This is a genomic window from Rhizobium sp. USDA 3886 (assembly GCF_056279785.1).
Genome location: NZ_JBWCDC010000001.1, coordinates 1,678,425 through 1,693,000 on the forward strand (window position 1 = coordinate 1,678,425; position 14,576 = coordinate 1,693,000).

Genomic DNA, 14,576 nt, shown 5'->3' on the forward strand with positions numbered 1-14,576 from the left:
TGATTCCCACATTTTTAGTTCTCGTCAAGCTTTTCCAGTAAAAAAGCCGCCGAAAACACGGAAAAAGCCTTATCCACAGGCTAGGAACCGCTCAAGCGATTGCTTCGCTTAGATAGGATGTCACCGCAAGAAGACAAGGGGAGCGAGAATTCTTGCCACGGCAGCAGGCGTTTTCCACTGCCGTTGCCAGGATACATGCAGCCCGTAGCTATCGGGACACACCATCGTAAGGCATGATTTCCAGAGAACCGAGATCGATCACGGAATACAACGGAGATTGATCGATGCCATGGGATCGCCGTCCGGCAGAACGCCTTCACCGAAGGGTGCAATATCGCAGTTGCTGCAGAAGTGATGTTTGATGACGTGGTTGTTGAAAGTATAGGTCGACAGGTCTTCTTTCGGCGTCCGCAGCTTCAGCTTGTCACGCGGAACGAAATCAAGCAGGCCGCCCCGCCGGCGACAGAGCGAGCAATTGCAATCGATCGCCCCTGCATGAGGTCTTTGTCCACCTCGAATGCGATCTTGCCGCAGTGGCAACATCCTTGGTAGATCATCGTTCGTCCCTTAATACCAATCCATCACGACCTTGCCGGAATTGCCCGAGCGCATCGCCTCGAAGCCGTCCCGGAATTCGTCGATCTTGATGCGGTGCGTGATGACCGGCGACAGATCGAGGCCGCCCTGCACGAAGGCGATCATCTTGTACCAAGTCTCGAACATCTCGCGGCCGTAGATGCCCTTCAGGTTCAGCATCTTGAAGATGACCTTGTTCCAGTCGATCTCGAAGCCGGCCGGCGCAATGCCGAGGATGGCGATCTTGCCGCCATTATTCATCTTGTCGATCATGTCGCGGAAGGCGGGTGCAGCCCCCGACATTTCCAGGCCGACATCGAAACCCTCTGTCATGCCGATCGCCTTCATGACGTCGGCAAGATTCTCCTTCGACGCATCGACGACGTAGTCGATGCCAAGCTTGCGCGCCAGATCCAGCCGATGCGGGTTGATGTCGGTGATGACGACCTTGCGGGCGCCGGAACGCTTGGCCACCAGCGCGCCCATGATGCCGATCGGGCCGGCGCCGGTCACAAGCACGTCCTCGCCGACGAGGTCGAAGGAGAGTGCGGTGTGAACCGCATTGCCGAAGGGATCGAAGATTGCGGCGATCTCATCGGGAATGTCGTCCGGGATCGGCACAACATTGCTTTCCGGAATGCAGACGAACTCACCGAAGGAGCCGGGACGGTTGACGCCGACGCCGAGCGTGTTGCGACAAAGATGCCCTCTTCCCGCGCGGCAGTTGCGGCACTTGCCGCAGACGATATGGCCCTCGCCAGAGACCCGCTCGCCGACATGGTATTTGGTGACGGCAGAACCGATCTCGGCGATCTCGCCGCAGAACTCATGACCGACTACCATCGGCACCGGAATGGTCTTCTGCGCCCACTGATCCCAATTCCAGATATGGACATCGGTGCCACAGATTGCCGACTTCTTCACGCGGATCAGAACGTCGTTCGGTCCAACCTCCGGCACCGGTACGTTTTCCATCCAGAGCCCGACTTCGGGTTTCGACTTGACCAGCGCCTTCATCATGTTCGACATGATTTTACTCCCCCAAACCCCTCAAATGACCCCGAGTTCTCGTCCCGCCTCAGCGAAAGCCGCAATCGCGCGCTCAACATCCGCCTTCGAATGCGCGGCTGACATCTGCGTGCGGATGCGTGCCTGGCCCTTGGGTACGACGGGGAAGGAAAAGCCGATCACGTAAACGCCCTTCTTCAGCATCAGAGCCGCCATATCCTGGGCGAGCTTGGCATCGCCGAGCATGACGGGGATAATCGGATGTCCCTCACCCGCCAGCGTGAAGCCAAGCTTGATCATCTCCGAACGGAAGAGCGAGGCATTGGACGAAAGCTTGTCGCGCAACGCATTGCCGTTCTCGATCAGGTCGAAAACCTTCAGCGATGCGGCGGCAATAACCGGAGCGAGCGTGTTCGAGAAGAGATAGGGCCGCGAGCGCTGACGCAGCCATTCGACGACCTCGGCCTTTGCCGAGGTATAGCCGCCCGAAGCCCCGCCGAGCGCCTTGCCGAGCGTGCCGGTGATGACGTCGATCCGGCCCTCAACGCCGCAATATTCCGGCGAGCCACGACCGTGTTTGCCGACGAAGCCGACGGCATGGCTGTCGTCGACCATGACCATCGCGCAGTATTTCTCGGCGAGATCGCAAACACCTTGAAGATTGGCGATAATGCCGTCCATCGAGAAGACGCCGTCAGTGGCGATCATCTTGAAGCGGCTGCCTTCGGCCTTTTTTAGCTCCTCTTCGAGCGCCTTCATGTCATTGTTGGCATAGCGGAAGCGCTGGGCCTTGGACAGCCGCACGCCGTCGATGATCGAGGCATGGTTCAGCGCATCGGAGATGATCGCATCTTCTTCACCAAGCAGGGTCTCGAACAGGCCGCCATTGGCATCAAAGCAGGACGAATAAAGGATCGTATCCTCCATGCCAAGGAACGACGAAATGCGCGCCTCAAGCTGCTTATGCTCCTCCTGCGTGCCGCAGATGAAGCGCACGGAGGCCATGCCGTAGCCGTAGCGGTCGAGCGCCTTCTTTCCGGCTTCCGTAAGTTCTTCGTTATCCGCAAGACCGAGATAGTTGTTGGCGCAGAAGTTCAGCACGCGCTCGCCGGATGCGACGGCGATTTCACCGGCCTGCTTGGACGTGATGACCCGCTCGGCCTTGTAGAGCCCGGCGTCTTTGAGGGCCGAAATCTCGGAGCGCAGATGGGAGAGAAACTGCGAGGTCATAGGCTGCCTTTCTTCTGATACTTCCCGTTGGCGGTCGAGTAGCACATCGACAAAGGCTTGTCTCGCTCAACGCTCGGCGGAAATCAGTAGGAACATCGGCCGGTCGAGCTCCTCCGCCCAGTCGGGATTGGCCGCGAGTTCCTCGGCATTCGGCGCCCATTCCTCTACATGGCGGATGGCAAAGCCGGCGCCGATCAGCGTGTTCAGCGTCGTCCCGAGCTTCCGGTGCTGTTTGACGACGCCTCTAGCGAGCCAATCGGTGGTGCGGGTGCCCTCCAAGGAATAGCCGGCGAGCGGCCAGATGCGCCGCCCTTCGGCATCCGTCGTCCAGGTCGGGCGGGTGGGCGCCATGTAGATCGGATGCTCGATTGTGAAGACGAATTGCGAACCGGGAACGAGGCTGCGATGGATGGTCGCAATCACCTGCGCGAAGTTCTCGATGTAATGAAGCGCAAGCGAGCTGTAGGCGAAATCGAAGACCGCCTTCGGCAGCTGCAGGTGTTCGAGGTCCGAGATCCGGTACGTGATCGCCGCATGGCCGTTATCCGCCTTCGCGCGGGCGATCATCTTTTCGGATATGTCGAGAGCCAGCACGCCTGCCGCGCCCCGCTCCATAGCATAACGCGAAAACCAGCCGAAGCCGCAGCCGAGGTCGACGACACGCTTGCCGGAAAGATCCGGCAGAAGCGCGCGGACCGCCGGCCATTCGGCGGCTCCCTCGAGGCCGAGCACGGACCGGCGCATGTTGCTGTAGCCTTCGAAGAATTCAGGCTTGTCGTAAATGTTCTGCGTCATCGGGCAGCCTCCCGGCCGATTCTTATAAACGGCCACGCCCCGATCTCAAGGATCAGGCCTCAGGCAATCTCGATAAATGCATTCTCCATCCTCGCACTATTGCCAAAATTACTTGACTCAGTCCATTATTGGAGCCGCCGGCGAACGGATATCGCTTTCAGCATGGAGAGAGCTATGAGCATTTTCCAAAGATTCTCCCTGAGAGGCCGGATCGCCCTCGTCACCGGCGCAGGGCGCGGGCTGGGGTTGGAGATGGCGCGGGCGCTTGCTGATGCCGGGGCACATGTCCTCGTCAACGGACGGACGGCTGCAACGCTCGACGAAGCCGTCGAGGCCATCCGGGCGTCTGGCGGCAGTGCCGAGGCTGCCGCTTTCGATGTGGCCGACCGCGATGCGCAGCGCGCAGCGATGATCGATATCGAAAAGAACCACGACCGGCTCGACATCCTGATCAACAATGTCGGCGCCCGCGACAGACGCCCGCTTGCCGATTTCGAAGACGAAGCGATCCTCCACCTCCTCCAAACGGATCTGGCCGCTGCAATGACCCTCTCCCGGGATGCCGCCAGGCTGATGAAGCGGCACAACCATGGGCGGCTGATTTCAGTGACGTCGATCAGCGGCCACGTCGCTCTTCCCGGCGACTGCGTCTATCCCGCTGCAAAACAGGGGTTGACCGGTCTGATGCGGGGGATGGCAGTGGAATTCGGCCCACATGGCATCACCAGCAATGCCATCGCGCCCGGTTGGTTCGCGACGGAAACGAACGCGGCGATGGCGGCGAACGAAGAGCTGATGCCCTTCGTGAGGCAGCGGATTCCGGTCCAGCGCTGGGGGCGGCCGGACGAGATCGCCGGAGCCGCCCTCTTCCTTGCCAGCGACGCCGCTTCCTTCGTCAACGGCCATGTCCTGACCGTCGATGGCGGCATGACCGTCAGGATGTGAAAGCTTGCTCCTCCGGCTGGCCTTCGCCCGGCGGTGGACCGCAAAATGCCGGTCCCGATCCTAGAGTTCGGCTTCCATTTCGACGTCCATGAGGCCAAAACGTTGCTGGATGAAAAGGATGGCCTCCGGCGTGCTGGCGCCGGTGCGTTCGAGCTCCATGAAGAAATGTTCGAAACCACCGGGCGTTACGACGGCCATCATGCGCCCTGGGGCATCGCTGATGTTTTTCCACGCATGCGGCACGTTCGGCGGCAGAACGACCGTGGTGCCTACCGGCGCATCGATCACCTCTTTGCCGCACCAGAAACGATAGGCTCCAGCAATCACGCGGAAAACCTCAGTCTCCCGCGTGTGCATGTGCGGCCCGGTCCTGTGCCGGGCGCCGAAAATGTCTCCCACATGCCGAGCACGCCACCCGTCTCTTCTGCCGTCGCATGAATGAAGACCTGCCCGTCATGCAGATGTCTGGCAATCCGCTCACGCCCGGGCAACGAAACCACCGCTTTATTGAAAGTTGTCATCGAAGCCCCCGAACCTTAGGAGGAACATATCAGAGGTCCGGAGCGCAGAATATCACCCGATTGCATTAGGCAGGCCTATGCAACCGCCTCATTCCGGTCTACTCGTCGTGGGCCAGAATGACATCCAGAAACGCATCGCCATAGCGCTCAAGCTTCGATTGCCCTACGCCGGATATGCCAAGCAGTTCCTTGCGGCTGCGCGGCCGTTCGGTGGCGAAGGCGATCAGCGTCGTATCGGGGAAGACGACATAGGGCGGAACGCCGATGGATTTGGCGATCGACGTCCGCTCCGCCCGAAGGGCCTCGAACAGAATGCCGTCGGCGCCGGAAAGGCCGGAGCGGCGCTCGCTACGTTCGGCTTTCTTGGTGCGGCGCTCCGAGGCCGGGCGGTCCTTGCGGAAGAAGACCTGGCGTTCATGCTTGAAGACGGCGCGGGCATCCAGCTCCAGTTTGATAGCGCCATGGGCGTCATGATCGACGCGGGTCAGACCCATGGCAAGAAGCTGGCGGAAGACGGATTGCCAGACGCGGGCCGGGATATCCTTGCCTGCGCCGAAGACCGGCATGTCGACATGGCCGAAGCGCTCCGTCTTTTCATTGATATTGCCGAGAAGCACATCGATCACGTGGCCGGTGCCGAAACGCTCGCCGGTGCGATAGACGGCGGCAAGCGCCTTGATCGCCGCTTCCGTCCCGTCCCAGGTTTCGACAGGCTTCAGGCAGGTATCGCAGTTGCCGCAATTGCCGGCATGCGCCTCGCCGAAATGCCCGAGGATCGCCTGGCGGCGGCAGGAAGCCGTTTCGCAGATGGCGAGCAGCGCATTGAGCTTGCCACGTTCGATGCGTTTGATCTCATCTGCCGCATTGCCCTGATCAATCATGCGGCGGCGCTGGATGACGTCGGCCATGCCATAGGCCATCCAGACCTCCGATGGCAGGCCGTCGCGCCCGGCGCGGCCGGTTTCCTGATAATAGGCCTCGACGGAGCCTGGCAGGTCGAGATGGGCGACATAACGCACATTCGGCTTGTCGATTCCCATGCCGAAAGCGACGGTGGCGACGAGGCAGAGTTCTTCCTCTTTCAGGAAGGCATCCTGATTGGCGTCACGCAGTGCCCGGTCCATGCCGGCATGATACGGCAGTGCGCGAATGCCCTGTCCGTTCAACCAATCTGCCGTGTCATCGACCTTGGCGCGCGACAGGCAATAGACGATGCCGCTATTGCCCTTGTGGCCCGAGAGGAAGCGTAGCAGCTGCTGGCGCGGCTGATCGCGCTCGACGATCTCGTAGGCAATATTCGGGCGATCGAAACTGGTGGTGAAGACCTTGGCGTTGTTCAGCGCCAGCCGCTCTATGATGTCGTCGCGCGTATGTGGATCGGCGGTCGCCGTCAAAGCGATGCGCGGCACACCGGGATAATGTTCCGCAAGCCTGCCGAGTTGGCGATATTCCGGGCGGAAATCATGACCCCATTGCGAGACGCAATGGGCTTCGTCGATCGCAAAGAGCGCGATCCTCGCCCTGCCGATGATATCGCGAAAACCGTCCATCAGGATGCGTTCAGGCGTGACGTAAAGCATGTCGAGCGCACCGGAAGAAAGCGCCCGGCGGATGTCCGCATATTCCTCTCGCGAAATCGACGAATTGAGCGCGGCGGCGCGGATGCCGAGCTGCCTCATCGCCTCCACCTGATCGCGCATCAGGGCAATCAGCGGCGAAACGACGACGCCGAGGCCGTCGCGGCAGAGCGCCGGGATCTGGAAGCAGAGCGATTTGCCGGCACCCGTCGGAAAGAGCACGACAGCATCGCCGCCCGCCACGACCTGTTCGATCACCTGCTGCTGCTTGCCCCGAAATGCCGGATAGCCATAGACGCGCTTCAGGATATCGAGCGGATCCCGGCTGCTGCCGAAGAGCGCGCCTGCGGCCGAAAATGCCATGTCGCCGCCGTCCATCAATGGCTTGCCGCGCCTTTGACGCGGCCGGAAAGCACGCCGAAGCCATCGATGATGGCTTCCTGGTTTTCCAGCCGAAGGCCTTCGAAATGGACTTCCTGCAGCGCGCGCATCAGCTGGTCGATGACGTCGCCGTCCCCGGCTTCCGTTGCCTCGGCGATCTCGCGTTCGAGCTCGATCTTCTGCCAGCGCAGCGCCTTGGTGCGCTTGTGGAAGGCAAGCGCCTGGCGGTAGCCCTCACGGGCATCCTCCATGGCCGCCTCCTCCGTCGCGATCCAGAGGCGGGCATTGCGGATCTGCTGCTCCAGGCCTTTGAGGAGCGCGCCGAAGCCCTGCTCATCCAGGCGCTCGATCAGATATTCGCGCGTCAGATGCTGTGCGGCGACTGCCGCCGCAGCGCCCAGCACGCCGGACCAGAGGCGCTGAAGCTCGCGATTGTCGTAGTCGATCGAAGCGATCTCGTCATACTCGTCCTGCATCAGCGCCGGATGATTGACGATAGTGAGGGCGAGCACGCTTTCCCGTAACGCCGGAATTTCCTGATGTCCGCGCACGAGGCCCGATCGCGCAAGGCGCTCGGAAATACCGCCGCCGGAGATGCGCGCACCACGCGCCTCCTGCTGCCCGCCACGCCCACCCGGCCGACCGCCACGATCGAAGCTCCGGCGTTCGCCTCCGCGGTTCTGGAATTGCGGCTGGAAGAATGCCTTTAGCCTGTCGCGGATATCCTGCTGATAATGGCGGCGGACATTTTCGTCGGCGATGACAGCAACCATCTGCTTCAGGCGCGCTTCGAGTTCGGCGCGCGCTTCCGGCGTATCGAATTTGCCCGTGTTGATCTCGCGGCTCCAGAGCATTTCGGCCAGCGCATTTGCCTGGCTCATCACCTTGTCGAACGGCGCGCGGCCGTCATGGCGCACGAGGTCGTCAGGATCCTTCCCGTCGGGCAGCAGCGCAAAACGCAAGGTTCGGCCGGGTTTCAGGTGCGGCAGGGCCAGATCCCCGGCGCGGTTGGCCGCGCGGATGCCGGCGCCGTCACCGTCGAAGCAGAGTACCGGCTGCGGCGTCATCTTCCAAAGCAGCTCGAGCTGGTTCTCGGTAAGGGCCGTGCCGAGCGGCGCGACGGCATTTTCGATGCCGGCCTGATGCAGGGCGATGACATCCATGTAACCTTCGACAACGATGATGGTCTGCGCGCCGTCCGCACCTTGGATCGCTCGCCGGGCGCGCGCGAAGTTGTAGAGTACGTTGCCCTTATGGAAGAGCTCGGTCTCATTGGAATTGAGATATTTCGCCGGCGCATCCGACGACATGGCACGGCCGCCGAAGGCGATCACCTTCTCCCGCGACGAGAGGATGGGAAACATGATGCGGTCGCGGAAACGGTCGTAGCTGACTGGCACGTCGGGGCCATGCACGACGAGGCCGCAGGCCTCGATCTGCTCCTTGACCACACCCTTGCCCGCTAGGAACTCCTTGAGCGCATTGCGGCTGTCCGGCGCAAAGCCCAAACGGAAGGTGTCGATTGTCCGACCCGTCAGCCCGCGGTCGCGAAGATAGGCCCGCGCCCGCGCGCCATTTGCCGTCTGCAGCTGGTCCTGGAAGAACTGCGTCGCAAGCTCCATCACATCCTGAAGCGAGCCGCGTTCCTTCTCGCGCTTTTCCATCACCGGGTCGGCGATCGGCATCGCGACGCCTGCCATATCGGCAATCTGCTGCACGGCTTCGGGGAAACTCAGGCCCTCAAGGTCGGTCAGGAAACGGAAATGGTCGCCCGTGACGCCGCAGCCGAAGCAATGATAGCGGCCCTTGCGGTCTTCACAATGAAAGCTCGGCGATTTTTCGCCGTGGAACGGGCAGCAGGCCCAGTAATCGCCGCGCGGCACGTTGGTCTTGCGCTTGTCCCAGCTCACACGACGGCCGATCACATCCGAAATCTGGACGCGGTCGCGTATCTCGTCGAGAAAGGAATTGGAAAAGCGCATATGAACCCTCGTGACCAACCATCATATACGCAGGTTTGGTGGAACGTGCCATGAACTTTGACGGAAAGACGCGCTATTCACAGGCTTTGGCCGCGCAGCGTACATCGAAAAATGTCAATCAAAGAAAGCGTGAACCACCAGGGAGACGGGCTGCGACAATTGTGCACAAAGATGCGCGCCGCCTCGTTTCCACAATTTTTCCAGACAGGAATAGGGATCTCATAAAAATCTTTAAAAACAAAACTTTATGATATTATTCCGGGAACGATAGAAGCGGCTACCGCCCGACCATTGTCTCTCATCCGCAGGTGCACAGGTAGCATGCGATCGAATTATTATATTTTTGTAATTTGAATCCCCTGCCGCACCGCAATACCGTCCATCCCAACAAGAGATCCCCGAGCGAGGCTCCATCCCTACCCCCGGCGCCGCCTCGCAAGGGTGCCTTTGCAAATACGCCGCTGGTTTGGGTTTCGGCCCGCGTCGCCAGCGACAGCAAAGAGCAAGAAGGCAGGAGCACCCCCCAGCTCCTGCCTTCTTTAATTTGCGCTTTAACCTTGCCGGTTAACTGACCAAAGCAATTTTGCAGCATCCTTGTGCAAAGTAACATTGACAGGCGCATCCTTCGTGCCAGATGGAATACGTGTGCCCGCCTGGATTGTTCGATGTCTAATACCGCAGAAAAACTTGCAGCCGATGATCGTTTTTTTGAAGCGGTACTGCTCTGCGCCAATGAAATGCTTGCAATTTATCGCGACAGCCCACGCATTGCCTCGATCTTTGCCGCGCAGCAGCGCTGGTTGATGGCGCACGCCGGGTTTGCGCTGCACTACGGCTATCCGGACGGCACGACGAAGGGGCTTTATTCCGGCCGCTTTGTGGAATTCGTCGTCGCCAACAAGATCGCCAGCCGCAATACCGCTGCCGCTTTCATGCAGGAAATGCTCGCCTATCGGTTTCTGAGGCCGGCAATCGGGCAGAGCGATCGGCGCACGCGGCTGCTTGAGCCGACGGAAACGGCCGAACAACATTTCCTGAAATGGCTGCTCGCCCATCTGTTTATCCTCGATGGGCTCGACGGTGGAAAGCGTGTCGAGCGGGCAAGTGCCGACCCATCGACCATCGGCAAAATTCAACCGCTGATTGCGAAGGCGATCATCGAGACCGATGCCGTGCGCGATCCCGGCAAGACCTTCAATCTCTTCAACTGGGCAAATTCGGGAGGCCTGGTCATGGATTATCTGATGACGCGCCTGCCGGGCTTCGACCGGTCGAAGGAGCGGATCGCTCTTGGTCCCGTATCGCTCGGCGAAATCCGCGCACAGTTCATGATTTCGAACACGCACCTGAAGCGCCTGCTTTCCCAGGCTGCCGAAATGGGGAGCGTCGGCTGGGAAGCGCCGCCGCGCAAGGGCGATCTCTGGCTCTCGCGCGGCTTCATTCTCGAATACTGGAATTATCAGGCCGCGAAGTTCGCGGTCGTCGATGCCGCGGCCGAAGCGGTGCTTGGCCCGGCTGTTTAGCCTACTTCAGCAGCTCCTTGACTGTGCCGGACGCCTTGGCGAAGTCCATCTGCCCGGCATAACGCTCCTTGAGCGCCGCCATGACCTTGCCCATGTCCTTCGGCCCTTCTGCGCTGGTTTCCTTGATGATCGCGGCGACATTCGCCCGCACTTCCTGCTCCGAAAGCTGCTTGGGCAGGAAGTCCTGGATGACAACGATTTCGGCCCGTTCCTTGGCGGCGAGTTCCGGACGGGCGTTCTCTTCGTAGATCTTCGCCGATTCGTCGCGTTGCTTCACCATCTTGGCGAGGATCTGCAGGATCTCGTCGTCCGAAGCCTCGCCTTTGCCTGTGCCGCGATTGGCGATATCGCGGTCCTTGATCGCCGCCTGGATCAGGCGGACGGTCGAGAGCCGTTCGGCATTCTTGGATTTCATCGCGTCCTTGAGCGCGGTGGCGAGCTGATCGCGCAGCATTATCTTCACTCCTGTTGAATGGCGCTTCATAAACCAGCCCGATGGCAGGGATCAAATAAATTGCGAGATTCGCGTAAGAAAGCGCAGGAAAAGCCCACCGATCCGCGCTAGAAAGATTGACGCCGGGGCATAGCGCGGCTATCTACCGCCACCTGCACCAAAATTCGTGATCAGGCCTGAGATGCGCTGCGACAAGCTGCGCTCATACGCTTGCGAACACAAATGGCAGTCTGACGGCCCCGAGACGTCGACACCTGCCGGAAACGGGATGAAGATGACCGCGACAGCACCCTGGACAACCGAAAAGCCGACCGCCCTGCTCGTTCTGGCAGATGGAACCGTGATCGAAGGCAAGGGCATCGGCGCGATCGGCAAGGTTCAGGCCGAAGTGGTCTTCAATACGGCGCTAACCGGCTACGAGGAAATCCTGACCGACCCCTCCTATCTCGGCCAGATCGTTACCTTCACCTTCCCCCATATCGGCAACATCGGCACCAATGACGAAGACATCGAAGACCTGACGCCGGCAGCACGCCACGGCGCGGTCGGCGTCATCTTCAAGGCCGACATCACCGAGCCTTCCAGCTACCGCGCCGCAAAGCACCTCGACACCTGGCTGAAGGCCCGTGGCGTCATCGGCCTCTGCGGCGTCGATACCCGCGCGCTTACCGCCTGGATCCGCGAGAACGGCGCACCGAACGCGGTCATTGCCCATGATCCGAACGGCGTCTTCGACATTGAAACCCTGAAGGCGGAAGCCAAGGCCTGGAGCGGCCTCGAAGGCCTCGATCTCGCCAAGATCGCGTCCTCCGGCCAGTCGTCGCAATGGGCTCAAACGCCGTGGATATGGAATGAAGGCTACGCGGAACTCAACGCCGACAAAACAAAATACCATGTCGTCTGCCTCGATTACGGCGTAAAGCGCAACATCCTGCGCCTCTTTGCCGGCCTCGATTGCAAGGTCACGGTCGTTCCGGCGACGACGAGCGCCGAAGATGTGCTTGCAATGCAGCCGGACGGCATCTTCCTGTCAAACGGCCCGGGCGATCCGGCGGCAACCGGCGAATATGCCGTGCCGGTGATCCAGAAGCTGATCAAAACGGACATCCCGGTCTTCGGCATCTGCCTCGGCCACCAGATGCTCGGCCTCGCGCTTGGCGCAAAGACCGAAAAAATGCATCAGGGCCATCACGGCGCCAACCATCCGGTGAAGGACCATACGACCGGCAAGGTCGAGATCGTCTCGATGAACCACGGCTTCGCAGTCGACACGAAGTCATTGCCGGAAGGCATTGAAGAAACTCACGTTTCTCTCTTCGATGGCACGAATTGCGGCCTGCGTGTTTCAGGCAAGCAGATCTTCTCCGTTCAGCACCATCCGGAAGCCTCCCCCGGCCCGCAGGACAGCCATTACCTCTTCCGCCGCTTCATCAACATGGTGCGCGAGAAGAAAGGTGAAGCAGCGCTCGCCGAGCGTTGAACCGCCCCTGACGGCCAAGTCAAAAGCCCGGATGCCCTCAAGACAGTTGCCTTTGCGTGACATGCTCTTTGCGGCGCCGCGCGTCTGAAGCCGGCGCTGATAGGCCGCATCCGGCGGTCCGGCCGCTGATCGGCGTGCGGGATCGGCCGTTCGTTGTTGCCGGCCGCCCCCGAAGCGGATGTCCAACTTTCGGGGGCCATTTCATGGCTGCGGGTGTTTTACTTCGTTACGAAGAACTCAGTCCTTCTTGATCGGCGGGATCGGCCGGATCGCCAGTTCGCGCAGCTGCGTCGGCGTTGCCGGCGACGGTGCGCCCATCAGGAGGTCCTGCGCCTGCTGGTTCATCGGGAACAGCGTCACTTCGCGCAGGTTCTTGGCGCCGACGAGCAGCATCACGATACGGTCGATGCCGAAGGCAGCGCCACCATGCGGCGGCGCGCCGTATTGGAAGGCACGATAGAGACCGCCGAAGCGATCCTCGACGTCCTGCTGGCTCAAGCCCACCTTTTCGAAGGCGGCGACCATCAGTTCCGGCGACTGGTTACGGATCGAGCCCGAAGCGATTTCGAAGCCGTTGCAGACGGCGTCGTACTGGAAGGCCTTGATTGTCAGCGGATCCTGGTTCTGCAGTGCCTCCAAGCCGCCCTGCGGCATGGAGAAGGGGTTGTGCGCGAAGTCGACCCGCTTCTCTTCCTCGTTCCATTCGAAGAACGGGAAGTCGACGATCCAGCAGAGCTCAAAACGGTCGCGGTCGATGAGGTTCAGCTCGTCGGCGGCGCGGTTGCGTGCTTCGCCTGCGAACTTGTAGAACTTGTCCGGCTCGCCGGCGACGAAGAAGCAGGCGTCGCCGTCATCGAGGCCGAGCTGGGTACGGATTGCATCCGTGCGCTCTTCGCCGATGTTCTTGGCAAGCGGGCCTGCGCCTTCGAGCTTGTCGCCCTCCTTGCGCCAGAAGATGTAGCCGAGACCGGGCTGGCCCTGGCTCTGCGCCCAGGCGTTCATGCGGTCGCAGAAGGCGCGGGAGCCGCCGGTCTTTGCCGGGATCGCCCAGACCTGAACCTTCGGGTTGGATGCGATCATGTTCGCGAAAACCTTGAAGCCTGAACCGGCGAAGTGTTCGGTCACGGCCTCCATGACGATCGGGTTGCGCAGGTCCGGCTTGTCGGAGCCGTATTTGCGGATTGCCTCGTCATAAGGAATGCGCGGCCACTCCTTGGTCACCGGCTTACCTTCGGCAAACTCCTCGAACACCTTGGTCATCAGCGGACCCGTGGCATTCCAGACGTCCTCCTGGGTCACGAAGCTCATTTCGAGGTCGAGCTGGTAGAATTCACCCGGCAGGCGGTCGGCACGCGGGTCTTCGTCGCGGAAGCAGGGTGCGATCTGGAAATAGCGGTCGAAACCGGCAACCATCAAGAGCTGCTTGTAAAGCTGCGGCGCCTGCGGCAGGGCATAGAAGGTGCCCGGATGGATGCGGCTCGGCACCAGGAAGTCACGTGCGCCTTCCGGCGAGGAGGCCGTCAGGATCGGCGTCGAATATTCGGTGAAGCCGATATTGCCCATTTCGCGGCGCATGGCAGAGATGACCTGCGTGCGCTTGACGATGTTCTTGTGCAGCGTCTCGCGGCGAAGGTCGAGGAAGCGGTACTTGAGGCGGACGTCTTCCGGATAGTCCGGCTCGCCGAAGACCGGCAGCGGTAGTTCCTTGGCGGCGGAGAGAACTTCGATCTCCTGCGCGTAAAGCTCGATCTCGCCAGTCGCCATCGCCTTGTTGACGGTGTCTTCGGTACGTGCCTTCACGAGGCCGTCGATGCGGATGACCCACTCGCCGCGAACGGTTTCCGCCATCTTGAAAGCCGGCGAATCCGGATCGGCAACGACCTGCGTGATGCCGTAATGGTCGCGAAGGTCGATAAAGAGAAGGCCGCCATGGTCGCGAACGCGGTGGACCCAGCCGGAAATCCGGACATTCGAGCCGACATCCGCCTTGCGGAGGGCTGCACATGTGTGGCTGCGGTAGCGATGCATAATGTCTAATCCTGGTATTTTGGCTTGAGACGGCAGCAAGGGGCTCGAATGGCTCTCCGGTGCCGACAAGAAAATC

The 14,576-nt window shown here is 60.8% G+C and carries 10 protein-coding genes and 2 pseudogenes; 3 read left to right on the plus strand and 9 right to left on the minus strand.

Translation table 11 applies throughout. The annotated features are described in order from the left end of the window. Nucleotides 1–208: 208 nt before the first annotated feature. The 4 genes and pseudogenes from ACZ9BX_RS08785 to ACZ9BX_RS08800 all read right to left on the minus strand — a co-directional run bounded on the left by ACZ9BX_RS08785 (nt 209) and on the right by ACZ9BX_RS08800 (nt 3,609). A pseudogene (locus ACZ9BX_RS08785) lies at nt 209–557 on the minus strand (GFA family protein). Between the two features lie 10 nt (nt 558–567). After that, complete coding sequence (gene tdh / locus ACZ9BX_RS08790; protein ID WP_476217191.1) at nt 568–1,605, minus strand: L-threonine 3-dehydrogenase; 1,038 nt, start codon at nt 1,603–1,605, stop codon at nt 568–570. 21 nt (nt 1,606–1,626) lie between these two features. Next, on the minus strand, nt 1,627–2,814 hold the full coding sequence (locus tag ACZ9BX_RS08795) for a glycine C-acetyltransferase (protein ID WP_476217193.1): 1,188 nt from the start codon (nt 2,812–2,814) through the stop codon (nt 1,627–1,629). A 66-nt stretch (nt 2,815–2,880) separates the two neighbouring features. Next, nucleotides 2,881–3,609, minus strand: a complete 729-nt coding sequence (locus ACZ9BX_RS08800; RefSeq protein WP_476217195.1) for a class I SAM-dependent methyltransferase — start codon at nt 3,607–3,609, stop codon at nt 2,881–2,883. Nucleotides 3,610–3,783: 174 nt separating this feature from the next. Here ACZ9BX_RS08800 and ACZ9BX_RS08805 point away from each other — a divergent pair, with 174 nt between their 5' ends. Continuing rightward, the gene (locus ACZ9BX_RS08805) at nt 3,784–4,554 is read left to right on the plus strand and encodes an SDR family oxidoreductase (RefSeq protein WP_476217197.1); all 771 of its coding nucleotides are present in this window, start codon (nt 3,784–3,786) and stop codon (nt 4,552–4,554) included. Between the two features lie 60 nt (nt 4,555–4,614). Here ACZ9BX_RS08805 and ACZ9BX_RS08810 read toward each other — a convergent pair. From ACZ9BX_RS08810 to dnaG, 3 genes and pseudogenes are all read right to left on the minus strand, one after another. Further along, nucleotides 4,615–5,075 (minus strand): annotated as a pseudogene (locus ACZ9BX_RS08810) (cupin domain-containing protein). A gap of 98 nt (nt 5,076–5,173) precedes the next feature. Continuing rightward, on the minus strand, nt 5,174–7,015 hold the full coding sequence (gene recQ / locus ACZ9BX_RS08815) for a DNA helicase RecQ (RefSeq protein WP_476217199.1): 1,842 nt from the start codon (nt 7,013–7,015) through the stop codon (nt 5,174–5,176). 14 nt (nt 7,016–7,029) lie between these two features. Continuing rightward, nucleotides 7,030–9,015: a DNA primase gene (gene dnaG / locus ACZ9BX_RS08820; RefSeq protein WP_476217201.1), complete on the minus strand. Its 1,986-nt coding sequence runs from the start codon at nt 9,013–9,015 to the stop codon at nt 7,030–7,032. A gap of 665 nt (nt 9,016–9,680) precedes the next feature. On the opposite strand from dnaG, the gene ACZ9BX_RS08825 reads away from it, so the two are divergent. After that, the gene (locus tag ACZ9BX_RS08825; RefSeq protein ID WP_027508630.1) at nt 9,681–10,538 is read left to right on the plus strand and encodes a hypothetical protein; all 858 of its coding nucleotides are present in this window, start codon (nt 9,681–9,683) and stop codon (nt 10,536–10,538) included. A gap of 1 nt (nt 10,539) precedes the next feature. On the opposite strand, the gene ACZ9BX_RS08830 is transcribed toward ACZ9BX_RS08825, so the two are convergent. Beyond that, the gene (locus ACZ9BX_RS08830; protein WP_027508629.1) at nt 10,540–10,992 is read right to left on the minus strand and encodes a GatB/YqeY domain-containing protein; all 453 of its coding nucleotides are present in this window, start codon (nt 10,990–10,992) and stop codon (nt 10,540–10,542) included. A gap of 274 nt (nt 10,993–11,266) precedes the next feature. Here ACZ9BX_RS08830 and carA point away from each other — a divergent pair, with 274 nt between their 5' ends. Beyond that, complete coding sequence (gene carA / locus ACZ9BX_RS08835; RefSeq protein WP_476219934.1) at nt 11,267–12,472, plus strand: glutamine-hydrolyzing carbamoyl-phosphate synthase small subunit; 1,206 nt, start codon at nt 11,267–11,269, stop codon at nt 12,470–12,472. Nucleotides 12,473–12,709: 237 nt separating this feature from the next. Here the strand turns inward: carA and aspS are convergent, their stop codons facing one another. Next, nucleotides 12,710–14,500, minus strand: coding sequence for an aspartate--tRNA ligase (gene aspS / locus ACZ9BX_RS08840; protein WP_027508627.1), 1,791 nt, complete (start codon nt 14,498–14,500; stop codon nt 12,710–12,712). Between the last annotated feature and the right edge of the window lie 76 nt (nt 14,501–14,576).